The organism is Nostoc sp., assembly GCF_036917635.1.
Classification (GTDB): domain Bacteria; phylum Cyanobacteriota; class Cyanobacteriia; order Cyanobacteriales; family Nostocaceae; genus Nostoc.
Window position 1 is genome coordinate 151,152 of the sequence record NZ_JBALCW010000110.1, and the last position, 15,533, is coordinate 166,684.

The following is a 15,533-nucleotide window of genomic DNA, read 5'->3' on the forward strand; positions in this document are numbered from 1 at the left end:
TTAGTTAATAATTTAAGAGCGATCGCTTTGTAAAGCTTAGTTGATATCTCTTGTCAAACTGCTGGTAAAGTTACAAACTAAGAAATACAACCCACGCAATTATTTTATGACTGCTATTTCTAACTTTGAATTCAAGCGACCAATTTGGCAAACCAGCATCATCTTGACTTTGGGCTTTTGGCTCAGTGCTAGTCTAGTTTTAGACTGGGTAATTATGCCTAGCCTTTATCTTTCTGGCATGATGAGTCAAGCTGGTTTTACGACAGCAGGCTATACGATTTTTTGGAACTTCAATCGGATGGAATTATTATCTGCTGCTGTAGTTCTGACTGGAGCGCTAGCTTTGAGCAAAACCCGATATCACTGGAGTATTGGCAGTATTGTTTTATCTGTGCTGCTCCTAACTATAGCCATGCTTGACACCTATTTCTTAACTCCGCAAATGTGCGCCATCGGAGTTCAACTCAACCTATTTGAAGCTGCGGCTGCTATTCCATCGACAATGAATATACTGCACGGCAGTTATTGGATATTAGAAATAGTTAAGCTGGTGGCTGGTGGCACACTTTTAAGCTGGTGCTGGCGGGAGCAATTTTAAGTAGATGGAGAACTATAACGGTGAGAATTTCCACTTCTAAATCTCACACCAAAGACGCAAAGAAATTCTTTGCGTCTTTTTGATAATACAGGCTGCAAAGTTTACTTAATAATATAGCCTTTTTGGAGCTAATCTTGCCACGCCGTGGTCTCTTAATACTTAGCTCAATACCTTCGCCAAAATATGAGGGGTAAAAATGCTTTCAACCTTCTTATTTAGTCTCCCACAATTTGGGTATGTTTATTTACGCCGACCTGGACTTTAAAGCGTGTCATCTAGCCATTCTAGCTATAGTTATATGGATAGATAAGTGTTTGTGGCTGTTCACAGCAGAAGCCTGTTTTTGTTACTACCGCTAAGGTTACAGCATTTACGGCTGTTGTGAGGTACAGTAGCAGCAACTAGGAAACCAGTTTCTTAAATGTTGAGGATTTATTAAGTCGAGTGCAACTGAGATTAGTTTATCAACCATTTCTGTTGTAGTTGGAGTGAAACTGCGTAAAAAAGATTTAAGTTGCGACCACCATAATTCAATTGGATTAAAATCGGGAGAGTATGAGGATAAACAAATAACTTTTGCACCTACCGCTTCAATCATTGGCACAATTGAATCTAGTTTATGTGCGGATAAATTATCAATTCATGTCCACTGCTCCTGACCATATATAGATAGCTTTACCAAGTTTTTTCAAGCTTCAAACTTCCATACAAAATAGTAATTTGAAAAATATCTGTATGAAAGAGTGCAGGTTGCAAGTAATTTTCATTACCTAATAAAAAATCAATTATATCTGCTTCTGCGTCACAGGCATCTTCGGGAAAGTGTACAATCCATTTAATTTCTTGGCAATCGGAAAAAACAAAACGATAAGACAACCGATCATCAGGGTCATACACACAATCAATAAATACTTCCTTGCCCCATAAGGTAACTTGCACATTTGTAATCAAAGAAGTAGAATTTCCTAAGCCGAGTAAAGCTAAGTCATCCATAACGTAACTCTTTATTTGACACGTTTACTATAAATTAAAAAGCATTATATTTTAATCTAGTGTACCTCATAACAGACGCAAGTGCTGTATAATCCGAACGCTTGCACCTACTCACTCGATAACCACTATAAACATATAAAATTATCTTCAACTGTACATTCTCAGCCTTCCCGGACATCCGATAAAATAAATACTAAAAAATAATATTAAATTAGTTTTCATGTTTCCTTTACGGATTTATCATGAAGTTTATATATTTCTGATAACTTTTTTTGAAAATTATAGTAATCTTAATTTTAGTGGTTACTTACTTGTTATCTACCATCTAGCTAAAAAGAGCTATTTTGCAGGTATGTACTACCAATCAAGAATTTCGCTGCAAGTTCTTGAATTTGTCACTTCAAATCATGCAGGGTGACTATTTAGCCCCACACAACATTAGAAACCGTTTCCAGTAATTATGAAGAGATTCCCTTCTGCTGATTTGGTTGCCTGTTGCATCTCACCACACACCATCATGGCGGCAATTACCAGCTAACTCATTTTGGTTGGAGGTTTACCATTCTTGTTGTGCAAGTGATAATTTTGCCCAATCCCAACTTTAAGGGCTGCTCTACAATCACAAATCTAAGTAAGGCATCTAATTTTTTGGAATGCTTAGTTTCTAATAATACGTTTTCTCTTGAAGAAGTTATCCTCAAGAATAAACTTCTAGCAAAAGTATCCGATGACTTTCGTCACGACTACAAAAACATAGTTCGTCAACGCGGATTTAATGCTCAAAAGCCTTGACGGAGAGATGTTTTCATCTACATTACAGTAAGTTTTGGTCGCTTTCGACTTTAGCATCAGGGGCAAAAAACTTTGGCACAAGAACTAAAGTATCGACAATTTTAGGCTGCTAAATACGGATAACAATGATGTTTTTGTGACTGATGGGCGAGAGCCAATGGTCTATGCGTTGAACTTGAGTTACTGTTAGATTGGCTAGATTAGCGAAAGATACAGAAAACCAATCTAATTTTTGAAATACTATATTCTGGCAACCAGTCAAGCCCTTTTGCTATTGGGCAATAACATAGATTGGTTTATTTGTAACTCGTGCTTTATAGCTTAACAGAGATTGGTGAATTAAGAGTTGGGGGGTGTGGAATCTCTGTACTAACTCAAATGTTACCGCTATATTTATCTCAACAGTGCTTCCAACAAAGTCGCGGTGAATTCTGAAAAGGTAATTCACTAATTTTACCTGCAAACAAATGTTAATTTTATTCCAGAGCCATTCCAATGAAGACACTTCCGATTAGTAGATACAGATTTTTCCAAAAGCTCCAGCCTTTATCTTTGTTGAAAAAAATCACTGGTAAGTCGGTTACTGGTTGTTTGCAGGTATTTAGCACATCAGGCTCTTGGTTAATATACGTAGACGAAGGTAAACTAATTTATGCCTGCTACTCAGAGAAAATGTTTGAGCCGCTTTACAGAAATTTGCAACGCTTGAGTCAGCAGATTTCTACTCTCCCTCGTGAAATTCACGAACAGTTGCGGGCGATATTTGAGACTGGAATTGAAAATCAGGCAATACCGAACCCAGATTATTTGGCTATTTGCTGGTTAGTCAATCAGAAATATATCACTCCCTCTCAAGCGGCGATACTGATAGAGCAATTGGCGTTAGAAGTTATCGAGTCATTTCTGAACTTAGACGAGGGGAGTTATGAATTTATTCCTGAAAGCTTTCTAGATGACATGCCAAAGTTTTGTCATCTGAATCTCCGCTTACTAGTTGAACGATGTCAAACACCCCAAAGGGAAGCGGCTTATCATCAGACATGGCCAACTTCTCAATCAAACCCTTCAGAATTGTTCAAAATAAATGAGCTAAAATCTAAAAGCAAAAGTACACCAAACTCGTCTAGAACAAACAGCTATAAACCACCGACCTACTCTATTAATACTAATGAACATAGGGGTCAGCGAATTACCCAACCGCCTGCTGACAAAAAAATCTACACAATCTTTTGTATTGATGATAGTCCTACGGTATTGAATACTATTAAAAGTTATTTAGATGAGCAAATATTTTCTTTTGTGGGAGTCACTGATTCTTTAAAGGCTTTAATGCAGATTGTTCACACTAAACCCGATATCATTTTGTTGGATATTTCAATGCCTAATTTAGATGGATATGAACTCTACTCTTTGCTGCGTAAACACTCAAATTTTAAAAACACACCTGTGATTATGGTATCAGAAAAATTAGGGTTTCTAGATAGAGCTAAAGCTAAAATATTAAGAGCATCAGGTTATTTAACTAAGCCTTTTACACAAGGTGATTTATTAAAAGTAATTTTTCAACATATTGTTTAATTTACTAAGCTAAAAAATAACTTTACAAAAACTAACATATTTTTTGGAAATTTCATTAGTAGCTTTGAGGAAGTGGTATCTCCCTTAAAATTTCTAAAAGCGATCGCTCGATAATTTCACTGACAAATTGATTACCTTGTAAGTTAAGGTGAATGTGGTCGTGATACAAAGCTTGCGGGTTGGTAATTGAATTGAATATCGGTAAAAAGTCTATATAGTTAATTTGTTGGGCTTTAGTATAATCGTTCAAGCGCTGGCGTGCAATAATTTCGTAATCGCGGGGGCCTGGTTCACCAATTTCTCGCAGTAAGGGAGTCATGACTAGGAGAAATTGGCTGTTGGTTGGGCTAGTCAGGGCTTGAATTTTGCCGATCGCCTCCAAATTAATCGCCACGCGATCGCCTGGTTCATTTTGCACTGCATTAATTTCGGGAATTGGCTGTTGCTTAACGATATAACGTTGCCACACTTCCACCAATGCTAAGGGAGGTTTACTATTAGGATAGTTGCGATCGCGTCCTACTGGTAAAGAAGTGGGAGCAGTAGCAAACAAATCATCGGTATTAATTAATAACACTACTCCTTGCGCGTTGAAAATGCTAAACTTCTCTAAATAAGCTAGCTCGTTCCTTGGCCCCCAAGAGTTAGCTGAAGCATTCAGCACTTCTACTTCCTGATAATTACTATTAGTGGATGATGCCAAAGAACGCATCATCATCGTGGATATTGTATTAGTTTGATCTGTCCACCAGCCACCATTAGCAATAGAATCCCCTAACAGTAAAATTCGCAGCCCAAAAGGTGCAGGTGTCTTCTTGAGTGGACTACCTCGCATAGAATACTCATTAATTTCAATGCGATTACCAAAACGACGGGTACGCTGGTTAGGAGCCAATAAATAACCAATCTGCTCATCGCTAATGTAAATCAGGGGATTACCAAAGCCAAAGAGCGATCGCAGTCCGACCTCGATTATCACAAACAATCCCACAACCACCACCAAAAGTACGATCAAGGCCACTTTCACCTACCTACACCCTCTTATACTGAGTTGCTTTTAAACGATAGTAACCGACGCATTGGGCATTGGATAGAGGCTCTTGAGGAAAGAGGGTTAATGTTGAGCAATTGTTTTCTCAAGAACAGCTTCTATTCTCACCCTACCCCCTGCCTCAACCAAGAAATTCCTTAACCGAACGGTATTGGAATGTACAAGCTAAAACTTTTCTTCCCAGCTAAGATATCCCCTCCTTCTTTAGGCATCTGAGTAAGCGCATTAATATGTATTGGAACGGTTTAATAAGCTTTAAAACAGCTATTGTATAGCTGTTAACTGTCTATTTAATGCTTTACCAAAAGTTTGATATATTTAGGGTATTTTTATGTAAGAGTATAGCAGTGTTTTATAGTGATATAATTTTTTGTTATGGTATTACAATAATTACAATTGTCATCATTTTATCAATTTGGCAAAAACTTTTTCCGGGGTAGGGTAGGATGATTAAAATAGTCACACGGAAATATTTAGGCACACAAAATGTCTATGATATTGGGGTTGAGCATGACCATAATTTTGCGATAAAAAATGGGTTAGTAGCTTCCAATTGTTTCAATAAATCCCATTCGACTGCCTATGGTTACGTAACTTATCAAACAGCATATTTAAAAGCTAATTACCCATTAGAATATATGGCCGCGCTGTTAACGGCTAACAGTGGCGATACCGATAAGGTACAGAGATATATTACTAACTGTACAAATATGGGTATTTCCATAGATCCACCAGATATTAATCGTTCTGGTGTTGATTTTACGCCAACGGCAGGAAAGATTCTGTTTGGATTTTCAGCTGTGCGGAACGTAGGACAGAGTGCGATCGCTTGTATTTTGGAGGCGAGAAATGAAACAGGATTTAAATCCCTCGCTGATTTTTGCGATCGCGTGGATTTACGTGCTGTTAACCGCCGGACTATGGAATCGCTGATTTACTGTGGAGCCTTTGACAAAATTGAACCCAACCGTCAACAGTTAATTAACGACCTAGAATTAGTGTATGATTGGGCGCAATCTCGCGCTAAAGATAGAGCTAGTGGTCAAGGAAATCTCTTAGATTTATTAGGCGACGGATTTTCTTCTACTTTGAATAAAAGAGCAAAGAATGCCTTTGAAAGTGCTCCTAAATCTAAACCTGTGATGGATTTACCCCCGCAGAAAAAGTTACAGATGGAGAAAGAATTATTAGGATTTTATGTATCAGATCATCCACTTAAATCCTTACGGCAAATAGCACCACTTTTGACTCCGATTAATCTTTCACAACTGGGAGAGCAAAGGGAAGAAACAAGAGTTTGTGCAGTTGTAATGTTGAATAACGTCAAAAAAGTGGTTACTAAAAAAGGCGAACAAATGGCAATTTTGCAAATAGAAGACCTCACTATACAATCAGAAGCTGTAGTCTTTCCCAAAACCTATGAACGCATTAGTACCCTACTCCAAGTTGACACTAGATTGATTATTTGGGGAAAAGTAGATCGGCGCGACGAGCAAACTCAATTTATTCTTGAAGATGCAGAACCAGTGGAAACAGTACAAATGGTAATGGTGGAGTTAAATCCCCAGCAAGCAGGTAATATGGATTACCTACATCGCTTGAAAACAATTTTGCAAGACCACTCAGTAGACAAAGAAAAAGCAAAAATGCCAGTGATCGGAATTATACAAACTGAAAATTCTCGGAAACTTGTTCGCTTGGGTTGGCAATATTGCGTACAAGATTCTAGAATAACCGTTCAAGCTTTGCAAAATGCCAGTTTTCCTGCTCATATCAAATCGCTGACTGGTATCTGAAGCCAGAAGTGAAAAGTCCACCAATACTGAAAAGCAGCTTAATAATGAGTTTTACTGAACTGTCAACAGTAAATTGGCTTAACTATTCAGTGTTTTAATCGTTTTTTTAGTTACTTATGCGGATGATGATTTCCTTAGGACGATGGTATATTTTTATGCTAAGACCTTAAGGCTGCGACCGGGGGAAGGAGTTAGAACTTGATGATCGTAAACGAGCTACATAAATTTGTTTCATACTGTAAAATCATTCAACCGCAAACTCAGGAGGATATTAAAAAATTTTTTGAAGGAGTTATCTTGTTTCCTTATGATAAGGAACTTTTATTGCAAGCTTATTTATTTCTGAATATTAAAGACTTGTTTCCCTCGTGCGCTGAATTACTGTTATTTGAAAAATCTCCAATTTCAGATTATACAGATTTAGGAAAGTGTGATTTTGTCTACCAGACTTTTAAAGGGAGCCTGTTTTTAATAGAAACTAAGTTTATTGATACAGAAGCAACAGGAGCTACTGAAAGAAAAAGAAGAAATAAACACAGAAATAAGGTATTTGAGCAAGTTATCACTTTGAAAGGCCGATTTAGTGAATATTGGAATATAAGGCTAGATCAATTAGAATGCGGGGTTTTCACAACAGATGCAGAAGTTGCTTGGCGAGGAAATGGCCTGAACGTCATATCTAAATCAATATCTATAGAGCATCTGGAAAAATGGCGAAGAAGCTATCACACTAGTGAAAAATTTTTATCTCGTCAAGATGGGTCAAAGCTTGAGGGGAAGGTGAATTTGAAAGGTTGAGCCAAAACCCAGGTATACTTTTTACGGTGATTTGCCCCCCGTAACCTTGTACAATTTGGGGAGCTATACCTGCGGTTTTTGCTAAACTGTTGCAAGTCACAGTCTACCGCCCCTTCAGGCGAGATCGAATAGTATCTACACGCCCATCCCCGATGGAGGAACGGTTAAATTGGGTGGGCTATGGATTAAATTCGCTAGTATTTTCGTCGGGTGCTTCAAACTTATAACCATAGCCCCGCACAGTTTTAATAAACTCCGGTATGCTAGCATCGACTTCCATCTTCTTGCGAAGCTGACCAATATGCACATCAACCACTCGGCCATCTCCCACGTAGTCGCAACCCCAGATTTTTTGGATTAGCTGTGGGCGACTCCAAGCCTGATTAGGATGACTTGCCAAAAAATGTAAGATATTAAATTCCAGCGCTGTTAAAGCAAGAGGTTTATCGTTGAGTGTTACCTCCCGACCCTCTGGGTTAATTGCTAACTGCTTAAAAATGACCCGTTGTGTTGGGGAGGGGTTGATGTAGCGTATCCGTCTCAAAAGAGCTTCCACTCTAACTTCAACTTCTGCAAGACTAAATGGTTTAGTCATGAAATCATCAGCACCTGCGCTTAAAATTTTAATTTTATCAGCCTCGTCAGTCCTACTAGTCAGTATCAGCACTAAAACATTAGTACGGCTCTGCATTTCTTGGCAGAGGCTATAACCATTAAGATCCGGCAGATTCCAATCCAGAATCACTAAAGCTGGGTTGAATTGCTCAAACAACGATAACGCAGTCTTACCATCTGCTGCGGATTCTATTTGATATTTCCGGCTTAAAAAACGATAGATGAGATTTCTAACACTGAAGTCGTCATCGACGATCAGAATTTTGGGAGTAGTAGCGGGAACCATAACCATAATGCTGCCTATTGTAGATTGGGCGATTCGCTCTTGCGCCAGTTTTGCAATACGTGTTTCTGTTGATAGTGTATTCACATGCGTCTCTACTGAGTACGATCGCTACTGTAGTACTTGTTTACAATCAATCTTCAATGAATATCAAAACTTTAGCCATTGTAATGCTAATAAATTGTATAAATATTGTATGAAGTTTCTATAATTTTGGATTTTTATTGTATAATTATATAATTTTATACTCAAAATCAGTATAATTTAAGACCATTTCTATAACCACAAATATTTTAGAGAGACATAAGACGCCACGGCAGTAGTTTATTTAACCGCAGAGGCACAGAGAAAAGAGAAAGAAGAGGTTAGTGTCTGAGCCTCTTATTCTTAGCGATCGCAGATATCTAAAATGGACGTAATTCCTGTACTACTAGCTAAATATTTGAAATTATTTCCAATCTGTTTTAATAATTAAATTTAACAAAGATAAACTTAAAATATATTTAATAAAATTAATAAAACATCTTTTTTAATAGTCTAATCTGACTACATTTGCAATGGATTAAATGGTAGAAAATATTACAATTAGCTACTCTATCTCAGGAGAGATTTTAAGTAAATTCAGCCCATAGAAAGAGTAATTTAATATATTTAGTCCGTTAAATTGCTATTACTATCGTCAACTCAAGGATATTTATGGTTAACAATTTAGTCGGCGGCATCATTCCCCCACAACCACCAATAGAAGCACAATCTGATGTTCATACATTGAAGTCTCGTCTAGAATGGGGCGAACCAGCTTTTACAATACTGGATGTGCGCGATCGCAACACCTACAACGAAGGTCACATTATGGGAGCTATGCCAATGCCAATAGATGAATTGGTACAGCGTGCAGTAGCTTCTTTAGATAAAAGCCGTGATATTTACATTTACGGTGCTAACGAACAAGAAGCTGCCCAAGCCTCACAACAGCTGCGTTCTAATGGATTTGAGCATGTCTCGCAACTCAAAGGTGGTCTTGGTGCATGGAAGGCTATCGGTGGCCCAACAGAAGGCATTATTGAATCAACAACTCCCCCAGGTGCAGATGAGTACAATGTTGTAGATCGGCTAAAAACTCACCAAGAAAATCTGCCAAAGGGAGGCCCTACCGCGACGGAAGCCATTAAACAAGGAGCTAGTAACCTCAAGGAAAGTATTCAAGAAGGAGCCAGCAATCTCAAAGAAGGTATTCAAGAGGGAGCCAGTAATCTCAAAGAAGGTATTCAAGAGGGAGCCAGCAATGTCAAAGAAGGTATTCAAGAGGGAGCCAGCAATGTCAAGGAAGGCATTCGTGAATCTAATACTCCTAAAGGGGAATGATGATTCCAATGTTGGCTCTTAGGTGAAAAATAACTTAGAAAATTAGCAATAGACCTCTTGGATAAATTAATCATAAAACCCACGCTCTAACTTTGGCTTACATTAAAGTCTGTTCTCTTTGCTTGCGAGGATAGGTTAGGGGTGTTAGGGAATTTTTCAAGAGGTCTAATCTTAATTTATCATGCATTTATCATGCCAGAGAAATCAGCCCCAACTCTTGGAGACTGGAGACGCACTCGCGTTCGGGTAAGTCACGCATTCACGCATTCACGCATTCAAAAATTTATTAAGCTTATACTTCGACTACGCTCAGTAAGCATAAATAAATTTAGTTGCTCTGTACCTTTTTAATTCTGGTGACAATTGAGAAATCAAAAGATAGAATATCTCCTCAAGTAATGCTTATACTCCAGAGCAAAAACTTTTGCAAGAGGTTTATTCTTGGATCAATGTTCAAACAAATCTTTAAACTGCAATAAATCCAAGGAAACTATTGTTGGCAGAAATTCAAAACAATCTTGAGCAATTTGCCAACGTTCTTCTCGTTTAAGCATTTCTGTTAGCTTGTGCTGCACACTAAGTAAGTAGCGCACATCATTGGCTGCATAACTGAGTTGAGCTTCAGATAAACTAGCGGCGTTACCCCAATCAGAACTTTGAGAGCTTTTATCAAGTTCTACTTTTTCTAACTCTTGCACCACATCTTTAAGTCCGTGGCGATTTGTGTAAGTACGGGCTAATTTACTAGCAATTTTGGTGCAAAAAACAGGTGTAACCTGAATCCCTAGATTAGCTCGCAAAGTGGCAAGGTCAAAGCGAGCAAAGTGAAACACTTTTACGACATTCGCCGCTTCCAAGAGTTTTTTTAAGTTTGGCGCATCAGCTTGTCCTTTGGCTATGCGGATTGCAGTCACTTTACCGAGTTGGTTGCACAATTGGACAAGACACAACCTATCGCGCTGTGGCAATAATCCCATCGTTTCTGTATCCACTGCGATAGCTGTAGATTCTAAATACTCTACTAGGGCTGCGTCGCCCAGATCGCGATCGCTCACCTGAAAATCTTCTAATATCATGAATTGTTCAAAAATAATATGAGTGTCCAGCAGATAAAAGTCTTGTCAGACACTACATTATTATTGTGCAAAATAATCAAAAATAAAATCTACCTAGTGCGAACTAGTGCGAAAGAAAAGCTGTGTCAGGTAGACTTCGCCTTGATTATTAGTAGCAACGCCAATTCCAGTGAGGTTGTAATTTCCTTTAAGGTTCCTTAGATGTCCGGGGCTGTTGATCCAACCAGTAACAGCTTCATCCACAGGGTTACTATATCCCCGATTGAAAGCAACATTTTCCGCCGCACTGCTGTAGCGAATAGGGATAGCATTGACTCGCCGTTCAAATCCCTGATGGCTAAATGGTATTTTACCTTTAGCCATATTCTGACTATGAATTCTAGCCTGTCGAGTGATACTTGCATTTAGGGTCAACTTTGGCAGTCCTTTAGAAGCCCTATATCGATTAATTTTGTCAAAAACGGATTTTTCTAGTTCCGTAGTCTTAAAAGTAGGAGTCGATATTGCAACCTGACTGGAAAAAAGCGACAACAGCTTATTACGGGTGGATGTATTCGTAGAAGGATTATTTGGTATCGGAACAGTCGTTAACCCACTAGCAAGGACAAGCGCACTTAAAGCGATGCCAAAAGCAGTTTGTCGGAACATGGAGAATTACGTAATTATGTAGAGATATAAGACTTATACTCTACCCTATTGTTCCAACGATATATACCACGATACTATTAAGGATTGATGAATTTTGGCAATCTGGCTACATCCTTGTATAGGAAGTACAAAAAATCATTTCCAATTGTCAATACTTGAATGGGTCAGCATCATAAAATCAGGGTTATTTTTGCTGAAAATTTAGGATTTTCATGAATTAGTAAAAAATAATGTAGTATTCAGCAGATAAAGGTCATTGAAACTACATTATTCAGCTTGCTAGCAGGCTCAACTCTGGGGAATTTCAGAAAAAACCCAAATTCTACCACATCTATCAGCGAAGGAAAATTTGTGTGAAGTAGATTTCGCCTCTACTGTTGCTAACGACACCAATCCCCGTTTTATTAAAATTACCTCTGATATTGGCTAGATGCCCTGGACTTTTGAGCCAGCCTTGAACAGCTATCGTCGCAGGATCGCTATATCCCTGGTTGTAAGCGACATTTTCACCAGCTGATCTGTAAGGAATACCGATTGCCTTAACACGTTCTGGAAATCCAGTATGTCCAAAGGGAACTTTACCATTAGCCATATTCTGACTGTGAATCCTGGCTTGATTATCCATCGCAGAATTACTAGTCAGCTTTGCTAGCCCTTGGGAAGCTCTGTAATCATTAATTTTGTTAAAAACCGACTGTTCTAGAGCAGCAGTATTGATGCTAGCTGCAATATAACCAGTATCAGTTAATACATGCGAAGATTCTGGCATAGAAGCTGGATTTGTTACAGGAGTAGCGATCGCTCCACTACTGATAATTAGAGTGCCTAAAGCAACGCTGTAAAATATTGATTTAATCATTTGCCTAAAGTAAACTTTTAGACAATGTAACTAACTAATATCAATGTGACAAATGGCTTATAGGTCTATATAGCTCTATTTATACGCTTCTATGTTCAAAAACTACCAGTAAACGTTTAAACTCACAATCTTACAAACAAATAGTCCTGTTTAATGGCTAATTGCCTTCTACCATTAGTATGATTGTTTTTATATAACTACGTACCACACTTACGCTCTTTTTCAGTGTAATTACTACTATAATTATTTTTTTAGTTCTAAATTATGCTTATTTTTCTTCAAAGTACAGCTATTCTACTGTTTTTAAGTATATTCAATAGCTTTTTTTCTGTTTAAAAAGTAGTAAAAACCGCTTATAACAGTTGAGGGTGTAGAATGTAAGATATAAATTGCACGGATTTATTCAGTAAAATCTCTGCGTTATTTCAACTAGCCTTGGTTAAGGGTTTGTAACTTTTGCTGCACCAGGCGCAACACCGGTGCATATCAATTCTCCCAAAATAAGACTACACACAAAAAAAGTAAACCCAGATATAGCGGTTATCAGTTGAGTAGGTACTGAACCCCATCCCCAACTCCCTCTCCGCAAGCGAGGAGGGAGATATGATCTACTCATTTGATTAGGAAAAGCTATAAAGTCTGACTTTCTCAATTACAAATTACGAATTACGTTAGCGAATATGTTTACGCATCATTTAAGAACTTGGCTACTGTTTGTACATCCTTATCGCCACGTCCAGAGCAGTTAATTACAATCCGGGGACTGTCGGTTAGTTGGGGACATAGGGTTTCGAGGTAGGCGATCGCATGGGCTGTTTCTAATGCTGGGATAATCCCTTCCAATTTTGACAATCGCTGAAATGCTGCTAAAGCTTCTGCATCCGTCACACTATAGTATTCAGCGCGACCGATATCTTTCAAATAGCTATGTTCTGGCCCCACACCGGGATAATCTAAACCTGCACTAATTGAGTGTGCCTCAATGATTTGCCCATCCTCATCTTGCAAAAGATAGCTCATTGCTCCGTGCAATACACCAACTCGTCCTTTTGTCAAGGTTGCCGCGTGTTTTTCGGTATTGACACCTTCTCCTGCTGCCTCAATCCCAATGAACCGTATAGAAGACTCATTCATAAACTCATAGAATAGTCCCATAGCATTGGAACCACCACCCACGCAAGCCAAGAGAATATCAGGCAATACACCCCACTTTTCGATTGCTTGGGCGCGAGTTTCTTGGCCGATTACTGCATGAAAATCACGTACCATCATCGGGTAAGGATGAGGCCCTGCTACCGAACCGAGAATGTAGTGAGTTGTTTCTACATTTGTCACCCAATCGCGGATTGCTTCAGAAGTGGCATCTTTCAGGGTTCCAGTTCCCGCTTCCACCGGACGCACTTCTGCCCCCATCAACCGCATTCTGAACACATTTAAAGATTGGCGTTCCATGTCATGAACGCCCATGTAAATTATGCATTCCAGCCCAAAACGAGCGCAAACTGTAGCTGTGGCAACTCCGTGTTGTCCAGCGCCTGTTTCGGCAATAATCCGTTGTTTACCCATGCGCTTTGCCAATAATACCTGACCAAGGGCATTATTAATTTTGTGAGCGCCAGTATGATTTAAATCTTCGCGTTTTAAGTAAATTTGCGGACCGGTGCGATCGGGTCGGGCATAATGAGCAGTCAGACGTTCAGCGAAATATAATGGTGTGGCACGTCCTACATAGTCCCGTAACAACTGCTGTAGTTCTGCTTGAAAATCAGGGTCATTGCGGTATTGCTGATAAGCTGTTTCTAGTTCAGTAAGAGCAGGCATCAGTGTTTCAGGTACATACTTACCGCCGAAGCGTCCAAAGCGACCTAGCGTATCTGGAACCTGAGCAGTTGAATTTGGAGATAAGGGAGTAGTAGTCACGGGCTGTTTTTAATGACGGGAATGACTTAATTATTATAGAAAGTTTGGGGCATATCCAGGTTATATCTGAGGACTGGAAACTAAATTTTTCATCGATACTCAATGCCCCTCAAGAGTCCTGAGTAATGAGTGCTGTTAGCGGATAGCTATGGTTTAGCCCTTGCTGAGTGGGGAGAATCTCACTTATTTACTCGGAACTCGCAAAAGAGGAACTGTTTTGCCCTACGCCCAATTAGTTTGAATCCCTCGCAATGGATTTGTGATGTTAGCCTAGAAATTGATATCCCAGCAGAATGGTTGCGTAGAAGTTTCCACTGCCTTTGAAATTTTCTTAAATATTGATTTTATGTCTTCTTCAAATCCCAAATCTTCCGATAAAGGCTTTGTCTACCGCGAATTTGGCAACGACAACTTTGCCGCCACAGAAAGACCAATTCCAGAACTCCCTGCACAACAACAAAATCTCAAAGTACAAGCTTCGCGCAAAGGACGCAAAGGCAAAACTGTTACAGTCATTAGCGGTTTTCAAGCTAAACCAGAAACCTTGGCTGATTTGGTGAAGCAGTTGAAAACCCAGTGCGGCACAGGTGGGACACTTAAAGATAACGAAATTGAAATTCAAGGCGAACACAAGCAGAAAATTGTCGAGATTTTGACCAAACTAGGTTACAAAGCTAAAGTTAGCGGTGGCTAATCTTGAGTGCGGTTTACCGCATCTTAACCGTGACCTAGATTGAGAGAGGAAATGTTATCTTTGAAAGGTACAAATATGCTTGAACAGTGGTAAATCAGTTTGCCAACAAGCTGTTTTTTGTGAGATAAATAGGAGGTTTAAATGGATTTAGTTCGGATTTTGTGTGCCATTTTCGTGCCGCCTTTGGGAGTTTTTTTGCAAGTAGGTTTTGGTATAGATTTTTGGATTAATATAGTTTTGACACTTTTTGGTTACATTCCTGGGATTATTCACGCAGTATGGATAATTGCTAAGAAATAATTCTTTGTAGGGGTAGGTTTGAGGCTCTGCATAAGTAAAACGGCGTAAAAAATTAAAGGTTTGTAGTGAGTTAGTCGCTCAGAGGGGTTTATCCCATGAGCGACTAACAAACCCGTTGGGTAAGAACTTTAGTCTGAAAAGAAGGGCTGAAGTCCTTACTAGGAACT

At 39.0% G+C, this 15,533-nt stretch carries 14 protein-coding genes and 1 pseudogene; 7 read left to right on the forward strand and 8 right to left on the reverse strand.

What is annotated here, in order from left to right; genetic code table 11:
• Positions 1 to 106 precede the first annotated feature (106 nt).
• A complete protein-coding gene (locus tag V7K32_RS27320) occupies positions 107 to 598 on the forward strand; it encodes a hypothetical protein (protein WP_334997847.1) in 492 nt (163 codons plus the stop codon).
• Positions 599 to 968: 370 nt separating this feature from the next.
• Here the strand turns inward: V7K32_RS27320 and V7K32_RS28940 are convergent, their stop codons facing one another.
• On the reverse strand, positions 969 to 1,238 hold the full coding sequence (locus V7K32_RS28940) for a transposase (RefSeq protein ID WP_442938814.1): 270 nt from the start codon (positions 1,236 to 1,238) through the stop codon (positions 969 to 971).
• A gap of 35 nt (positions 1,239 to 1,273) precedes the next feature.
• Positions 1,274 to 1,591 carry a hypothetical protein gene (locus tag V7K32_RS27325; RefSeq protein WP_334997849.1) on the reverse strand — a complete coding sequence of 106 codons (318 nt, stop codon included), beginning with the start codon at positions 1,589 to 1,591 and terminating at the stop codon, positions 1,274 to 1,276.
• A 1,287-nt stretch (positions 1,592 to 2,878) separates the two neighbouring features.
• On the opposite strand from V7K32_RS27325, the gene V7K32_RS27330 reads away from it, so the two are divergent.
• A complete protein-coding gene (locus V7K32_RS27330) occupies positions 2,879 to 3,961 on the forward strand; it encodes a response regulator (RefSeq protein ID WP_334997851.1) in 1,083 nt (360 codons plus the stop codon).
• 55 nt (positions 3,962 to 4,016) lie between these two features.
• Here the strand turns inward: V7K32_RS27330 and V7K32_RS27335 are convergent, their stop codons facing one another.
• Positions 4,017 to 4,988 carry an SGNH/GDSL hydrolase family protein gene (locus V7K32_RS27335; protein ID WP_334997853.1) on the reverse strand — a complete coding sequence of 324 codons (972 nt, stop codon included), beginning with the start codon at positions 4,986 to 4,988 and terminating at the stop codon, positions 4,017 to 4,019.
• Between the two features lie 470 nt (positions 4,989 to 5,458).
• On the opposite strand from V7K32_RS27335, the gene V7K32_RS27340 reads away from it, so the two are divergent.
• Together V7K32_RS27340 and V7K32_RS27345 are read left to right on the forward strand one after the other, a co-directional pair.
• Complete coding sequence (locus tag V7K32_RS27340; RefSeq protein ID WP_334997855.1) at positions 5,459 to 6,808, forward strand: helix-hairpin-helix domain-containing protein; 1,350 nt, start codon at positions 5,459 to 5,461, stop codon at positions 6,806 to 6,808.
• A 201-nt stretch (positions 6,809 to 7,009) separates the two neighbouring features.
• Positions 7,010 to 7,606 (forward strand): hypothetical protein, encoded by a 597-nt coding sequence (locus V7K32_RS27345; protein WP_334997857.1) that lies wholly within the window; start codon positions 7,010 to 7,012, stop codon positions 7,604 to 7,606.
• A 178-nt stretch (positions 7,607 to 7,784) separates the two neighbouring features.
• On the opposite strand, the gene V7K32_RS27350 is transcribed toward V7K32_RS27345, so the two are convergent.
• Positions 7,785 to 8,513: a response regulator transcription factor gene (locus V7K32_RS27350; protein WP_334997948.1), complete on the reverse strand. Its 729-nt coding sequence runs from the start codon at positions 8,511 to 8,513 to the stop codon at positions 7,785 to 7,787.
• A 687-nt stretch (positions 8,514 to 9,200) separates the two neighbouring features.
• Between V7K32_RS27350 and V7K32_RS27355 the strand changes: the two are divergent.
• A pseudogene (locus tag V7K32_RS27355) lies at positions 9,201 to 9,647 on the forward strand (rhodanese-like domain-containing protein); the annotation flags it as partial.
• Between the two features lie 668 nt (positions 9,648 to 10,315).
• Here V7K32_RS27355 and V7K32_RS27360 read toward each other — a convergent pair.
• The 4 genes from V7K32_RS27360 to trpB all read right to left on the reverse strand — a co-directional run bounded on the left by V7K32_RS27360 (position 10,316) and on the right by trpB (position 14,372).
• Positions 10,316 to 10,945 (reverse strand): ribonuclease H-like domain-containing protein, encoded by a 630-nt coding sequence (locus V7K32_RS27360; RefSeq protein WP_334997859.1) that lies wholly within the window; start codon positions 10,943 to 10,945, stop codon positions 10,316 to 10,318.
• Between the two features lie 93 nt (positions 10,946 to 11,038).
• The gene (locus V7K32_RS27365; protein ID WP_334997861.1) at positions 11,039 to 11,593 is read right to left on the reverse strand and encodes a CAP domain-containing protein; all 555 of its coding nucleotides are present in this window, start codon (positions 11,591 to 11,593) and stop codon (positions 11,039 to 11,041) included.
• A 334-nt stretch (positions 11,594 to 11,927) separates the two neighbouring features.
• Entirely contained in the window at positions 11,928 to 12,452 is a 525-nt protein-coding gene (locus V7K32_RS27370) for a CAP domain-containing protein (RefSeq protein ID WP_334997863.1), read from the reverse strand.
• A gap of 684 nt (positions 12,453 to 13,136) precedes the next feature.
• Positions 13,137 to 14,372: a tryptophan synthase subunit beta gene (gene trpB / locus V7K32_RS27375; protein ID WP_334997865.1), complete on the reverse strand. Its 1,236-nt coding sequence runs from the start codon at positions 14,370 to 14,372 to the stop codon at positions 13,137 to 13,139.
• Between the two features lie 346 nt (positions 14,373 to 14,718).
• Between trpB and V7K32_RS27380 the strand changes: the two genes are divergently transcribed.
• Together V7K32_RS27380 and V7K32_RS27385 are read left to right on the forward strand one after the other, a co-directional pair.
• Positions 14,719 to 15,066, forward strand: a complete 348-nt coding sequence (locus V7K32_RS27380) for a translation initiation factor (protein WP_334997867.1) — start codon at positions 14,719 to 14,721, stop codon at positions 15,064 to 15,066.
• A 141-nt stretch (positions 15,067 to 15,207) separates the two neighbouring features.
• The gene (locus V7K32_RS27385; protein ID WP_012410519.1) at positions 15,208 to 15,366 is read left to right on the forward strand and encodes a YqaE/Pmp3 family membrane protein; all 159 of its coding nucleotides are present in this window, start codon (positions 15,208 to 15,210) and stop codon (positions 15,364 to 15,366) included.
• Positions 15,367 to 15,533 lie beyond the last annotated feature (167 nt).

What these genes read in the sequence shown, in the direction of transcription:
- V7K32_RS27365 (WP_334997861.1), bottom strand. Translation starts at nt 11,593, where the DNA reads ATGTTCCGACAAACTGCTTTTGGCATCGCTTTAAGTGCGCTTGTCCTT.
- V7K32_RS27350 (WP_334997948.1), bottom strand. Translation starts at nt 8,513, where the DNA reads ATGGTTATGGTTCCCGCTACTACTCCCAAAATTCTGATCGTCGATGAC.
- V7K32_RS27380 (WP_334997867.1), top strand. Translation starts at nt 14,719, where the DNA reads ATGTCTTCTTCAAATCCCAAATCTTCCGATAAAGGCTTTGTCTACCGC.
- V7K32_RS27345 (WP_334997857.1), top strand. Translation starts at nt 7,010, where the DNA reads ATGATCGTAAACGAGCTACATAAATTTGTTTCATACTGTAAAATCATT.
- V7K32_RS27385 (WP_012410519.1), top strand. Translation starts at nt 15,208, where the DNA reads ATGGATTTAGTTCGGATTTTGTGTGCCATTTTCGTGCCGCCTTTGGGA.
- V7K32_RS27330 (WP_334997851.1), top strand. Translation starts at nt 2,879, where the DNA reads ATGAAGACACTTCCGATTAGTAGATACAGATTTTTCCAAAAGCTCCAG.
- V7K32_RS27370 (WP_334997863.1), bottom strand. Translation starts at nt 12,452, where the DNA reads ATGATTAAATCAATATTTTACAGCGTTGCTTTAGGCACTCTAATTATC.
- V7K32_RS27340 (WP_334997855.1), top strand. Translation starts at nt 5,459, where the DNA reads ATGATTAAAATAGTCACACGGAAATATTTAGGCACACAAAATGTCTAT.
- V7K32_RS27325 (WP_334997849.1), bottom strand. Translation starts at nt 1,591, where the DNA reads ATGGATGACTTAGCTTTACTCGGCTTAGGAAATTCTACTTCTTTGATT.
- V7K32_RS27320 (WP_334997847.1), top strand. Translation starts at nt 107, where the DNA reads ATGACTGCTATTTCTAACTTTGAATTCAAGCGACCAATTTGGCAAACC.
- V7K32_RS27360 (WP_334997859.1), bottom strand. Translation starts at nt 10,945, where the DNA reads ATGATATTAGAAGATTTTCAGGTGAGCGATCGCGATCTGGGCGACGCA.